At 73.0% G+C, this 4,743-nt stretch carries 5 protein-coding genes; all 5 read left to right on the plus strand.

Annotation, left to right across the window (positions count from 1 at the left end):
• On the plus strand, window positions 1-759 hold a 759-nt coding region (locus ACFV4F_RS32940), incomplete at its 5' end, for a sensor histidine kinase (protein ID WP_380508086.1).
• An 82-nt stretch (window positions 760-841) separates the two neighbouring features.
• The gene (locus tag ACFV4F_RS32945; RefSeq protein WP_359971371.1) at window positions 842-1,510 is read left to right on the plus strand and encodes a response regulator transcription factor; all 669 of its coding nucleotides are present in this window, start codon (window positions 842-844) and stop codon (window positions 1,508-1,510) included.
• A gap of 553 nt (window positions 1,511-2,063) precedes the next feature.
• On the plus strand, window positions 2,064-2,882 hold the full coding sequence (locus tag ACFV4F_RS32950; RefSeq protein ID WP_380508088.1) for a transglycosylase family protein: 819 nt from the start codon (window positions 2,064-2,066) through the stop codon (window positions 2,880-2,882).
• 222 nt (window positions 2,883-3,104) lie between these two features.
• The gene (locus tag ACFV4F_RS32955) at window positions 3,105-3,785 is read left to right on the plus strand and encodes a class I SAM-dependent methyltransferase (protein ID WP_380508091.1); all 681 of its coding nucleotides are present in this window, start codon (window positions 3,105-3,107) and stop codon (window positions 3,783-3,785) included.
• 107 nt (window positions 3,786-3,892) lie between these two features.
• Window positions 3,893-4,642 carry an SDR family NAD(P)-dependent oxidoreductase gene (locus tag ACFV4F_RS32960; RefSeq protein WP_380442456.1) on the plus strand — a complete coding sequence of 250 codons (750 nt, stop codon included), beginning with the start codon at window positions 3,893-3,895 and terminating at the stop codon, window positions 4,640-4,642.
• The last annotated feature ends 101 nt before the right edge of the window (window positions 4,643-4,743 follow it).

Raw genomic sequence — 4,743 nt, forward strand, 5'->3', positions numbered from 1 at the left:
GCCGTCGACCACGCGGCGTACCGGATCGTGCAGGAGGCGCTCACCAACGCGCACAAACACGCCCCCGGTGCGCCGATCGCGGTCGCGCTCCGGTACGAGCCGGACGCGCTCGTGGTCGAGGTCACCAATCCGCGTGCGCCGGAGCTCGTGGGCGTGCGTGCCGGGGTGGGGCAGGCGGTCAGCGGCGGGCAGGGCCTGACCGGCCTGCGGGAGCGAGCCCGGCTGGTCGGTGGCATGGTGCACGCGGGGGCGACGCCCGACCAGGGCTTCCGGCTGGCGGGGATGCTCCCGTACGAAGGGGCCGCGGACGGCGGGGGCGACGGCGGCGAGGCCGGCCCCGGGATCGAGGACTGGGTGCTGGAGGGCCTGCCCGCCGTCGAGGACGGCGGCCGGCGGCGCAGTCCGGCGCTGGGGTGCGCGGTGGGGGTGGTGGGTGTCGGGCTCACCGTGCTGGGACTGCTCGTGTGGGGCCTGTGGGCCTTCGTCCAGGCCAGCGACAGCGCGACCGTGAAGAAGGACGCCTATGACGGGGTCCGGGTCGGGCAGTCGGAGTCGGACGTGCTCGGCCGGCTGCCGCGCGGGGCCTCCTGGCTGACCGACGGCTTCGACAAGGGCGGGCCGCCGGTGCCGGAGGGCGCGCACTGCGTGTACTTCCAGGCCGAGGACTCGAAGGAGAAGTTCGGCGAGGACAACGCGGTGCGCTTCTGCTTCAAGGACGGCGTCCTGGTGGACAAGGAGCACTACCGGGTCAAGGAGTGACCGGGCCGGTCGAGGTCCGGCCGCGTCCGGATGTGAGGATGGTGGCGTCGCCCATCCAGCACCGTTCGAGGAGATGTCCAGCGTGATCCGAGTCCTCGTCGCCGACGACGAGCCGCTCATCCGGGCCGGGATCAGGATGATCCTCGCCTCCGCCGACGACATCGAGGTGGTCGCGGAGGCCGCCGACGGACGGCGCGCGCTGGAGCTCGCGCGGGCGCACCGGGTGGACGTCGTGCTGCTGGACATCCAGATGCCGGTGATGGACGGGCTGACGGCACTCGGGGAGCTCTCGAAGGCCGCACCCGGCGCGCGGGCCTTGATCCTCACCACCTTCGGCGAGCGCGAGAACGTCCTGCGCGCCGTGACCGAGGGGGGCGCGGGCTTCCTCCTCAAGGACACGGCACCGGCCGAGCTGATCCAGGCGGTGCGCGCGGCGGCCAGCGGCAACGCCTTCCTGTCACCCGCCGCGACCAGGCACATCGTCGATTCGCTGGCCTCCGGGCGCAGCGGCTCGGCGGCCGCCCGCAGCGCGGAGGCGCGGCGCCGGCTGGAGGTGCTCACCGGCCGTGAGCTGGAGGTTCTCGCGCTGCTCGGCGAGGGGCTGTCCAATGCGGACGCCGGCGCGCGGATCCACATGAGCGAGGCGACGGTGAAGACCTACGTGAGTCGGATCCTGGCCAAGTTGGGCTGCGAGAACCGGGTCCAGGCGGCGCTGCTGGCACGGGACGCGGAGCTGGACGGGCGCGGCTGAGCGTGTTCCCGTGACGACGGAGCGTGGCTGGTGTGACGCAGGTCACTCAACTGACGCGCGGAGGCGGGAACTTCGGTTATTTCGATGACGGTCCGTCAGTGATCCGTGACGGTCCGTCGATAGTGCGCGTGGTCTGATGAATGGACAGGTGTGACCGAGCGCACGGGAATTGAACATCTGATCTTGAAAATCCGATCAAATGCGGTCCAACTGGACGTCGCTTCTTGATCGATACCGCCGGTAACAGTCAACTGACCTGCGTACCCGAAGAATTGCTTGCCGTGCCGACCAAACCGCCCCTAGCTTCATTGGCGGCGCAACGAGCGCTACCCGGGTTCACCCCGACGCACGGCCCGCCGACTGACCCCCGGCGCGAGGGCCGTACCGCCGACGCGACCGGCCGTACCCAGGCCGTCGGCGAGCGGAGGTGCCGGGACGGCACGGCACGTCCGACACGTGCCCCGCCGTCCATCGAGTGAGGCGAACGGATTCGACCGGCCCCGTCCAGGGCCTGGTTCCGTCTGCCTGCCCGGGGCTTGTCGAGAGGATCTCCATGAATCCCCGTCACGAGACCGCCACTGCCACCGACTCCACGACCTCCACCCCCGCCTCCGCCAAGCGCAACCGCCTGCGGATCGGGATCGTCGCGGGTGCCGCCGTCGCGGCCCTGCCGGTTGCCGGCCTCGTCACGGCCACCTCGGCCTCCGCCGCGCCCACCTCGGCCTGGGACGCCGTCGCCCAGTGCGAGAGCGGCGGCAACTGGAGCATCAGCACCGGAAACGGGTTCTACGGCGGGCTGCAGTTCGCCTCCGGCACCTGGGCCGCGTACGGCGGGACCGCGTACGCCTCCCAGGCCAACCACGCGACCAAGGCGCAGCAGATCGCGGTCGCCGAGAAGGTCCTCGCCTCCCAGGGTCCGGGCGCGTGGCCCGTGTGCTCGCACAAGGCGGGCCTGAGCAAGGGCGGAGCCCCGGCGGAGGTCGCGGATTCCGTGAACGACGCCCCGGCGAAGCCCGCACAGCCGGCGGCCAAGCCGGCCGCGAAGCCGTCGAAGCCGGCGGCGAGGCAGGGCGCCAGGCAGGGTGCCAAGCAGGACACCGGGCAGGAAACCAACCAGGCGGCCAAGCCCGCGACCAGGTCGACGCCGCGGACGCAGCCGCAGGCGCAGCAGGCACCGGCCCAGCCGGCCAAGCCCGCTCCGTCGACCCCGAAGAGCAGCGCGAACGGCGGCTACACCGTGCAGAGCGGTGACACGCTGAGCGAGATCGCGGTCAGGTTCGGCACCGACACCGACACGCTGTACGGCAAGAACCTCCGCACCATCGGCGACGACCCGGACCTGATCTTCCCGGGGCAGGACCTGACCGTCTGACGCATCGTCGCCACCGTTCGACCGCACACCGAGCGGCCATCCCGGGACCCGGGGATGGCCGCTCCGCGCGTTGTGGGGGCGGGGCCGGGGTCCCGGCTCCTCGGCAGGGCCGCGCGGCGCCCCAGGGGGCCCTGTGCGGCCCTTCGGCGTGTCGGGCCCGTGCCGGCGGTCCGCGGGCGGGGCATCGTGCCTGGTCGGACCGCGTGTCGATAGGGTCGCCCGATGGTGCGACTGATACCCGACGGCGAGCTCGTGGGCTCGTCCGTGGTGGCCAACAACACGATGAACCGCGAGCGCGGCCTCAGCGGGGTGAACAGCTATGCGCGGGAGCTGGGGTTCGACCCGGCCGAGTGGCTGCTCGGGCGCGGCGGGGCCGCGCCGGCCTGGCTGGATCTGTGTAGCGGCGAGGGGCGCGCGATGGTCGAGGCGGCGCGTCGGCTTCCGGCGGGGGCGGTTCTGACGGGCGTGGATCTCGTCGGTCCGCTCGCGCCGCCACCTGATGCCGATTCACTACCGGGACTGCGGTTGGTCACGGCGGCGCTCGCGGACTGGACCCCGCGCCGGTCGTACGACCTGATCACGTGCGTCCACGGCCTGCACTATCTGGGCGACCAGCTGGGCGTCATCGCCAGGGCCGCCGCGTGGCTCGCGCCGGACGGGCGGTTCGCCGCGCACTTCGACCCGGAGTCGGTGCGGTGGGCGGACGGAGCGAGCGCGGGGCGGGCGGTCGTGGCGGCGTTGCGCGAGGCCGGGTTCGAGTACCGGGCGCGGCGGCACCTGCTGGTACTGGAGGGCGGGCGGAGCGTTCACCTGCCGTTCGCGTACGCCGGGGCGGACGCGGATGCCGGGCCGAACTACACCGGGCAGCCGGCGGTGGCGTCGCACTACCGCACACACTGTTGAACCTTCAACGCAACGTCCGAATACCGCCGGAGGTTTGCGCCGCCGCCGTCGAGGATCGAGTCGTGCCCGACAACGGGCTTTCAGTACTCGCGACTTGGGAGACGACGATGAACGGTGCGATGGGGCTCGACGGCAAGGTGGCCCTGGTGACCGGCGGGAGCCGGGGGATCGGGGAGGCGATCGCGCTGCGGCTGGCCGAGGACGGCGCGGACGTCGTCCTCACCTACCAGGGGAGCGCCGAGCGGGCCGAGGCCGTCGCGGCGAAGATCACCGCGGCTGGGCGGCGCGGCTGGGCGGTCCGGGCGGACTGCGCCGACCCGCAGGAGGTCCGGGCCGTGGTGGCCGCGGCCGTCGAGCGGTTCGGGCGGCTCGACGTCCTGGTGAACAACGCCGGCGTCGGGGCCATGGGGCCGATCGGCGACATGACGGCGGCGGACGTCGACCGCGTGCTGGAGGTGAACGTCCGGGCGCCGTACCTGTTCGCCCAGGCGGCCGCGCCGCTGCTGTCCGAGGGCGGGCGGATCGTCACGATCGGCAGCTGCATCGCCAAGCGGGTCGCCTTCGGCGGCGCCGTGCTGTACGCGACCAGCAAGGCCGCGACGATCGGGCTGACCAAGGCGCTGGCCCGCGAGCTGGGACCGCGCGGGATCACGGTGAACGTGGTCCACCCCGGGCCGATCGACACCGACATGAACCCGGCGGACGGCGAGTCGGCCGCGTTCCAGGCCGGGCTGACCTCGCTCGGGCGGTACGGCACGGGGGCGGACGTCGCAGCGGCCGTCGCGTACCTGGTGGGCGAGGACGGCCGGTACGTCACGGGCGCCGAGCTCGCGGTGGACGGCGGCTTCGCGGCCTGACGGACGCGCCGGGCTCCCCGGCTCCGGCTCCGGCTCCGGCGGCCGGCTGGGGGCCGATGCCGGGGGGCGGCGGTTGTTTGTTTTTGGGGGGTTAATAAACG

This window comes from Kitasatospora sp. NPDC059722 (assembly GCF_042733235.1).
GTDB lineage: Bacteria > Actinomycetota > Actinomycetes > Streptomycetales > Streptomycetaceae > Kitasatospora.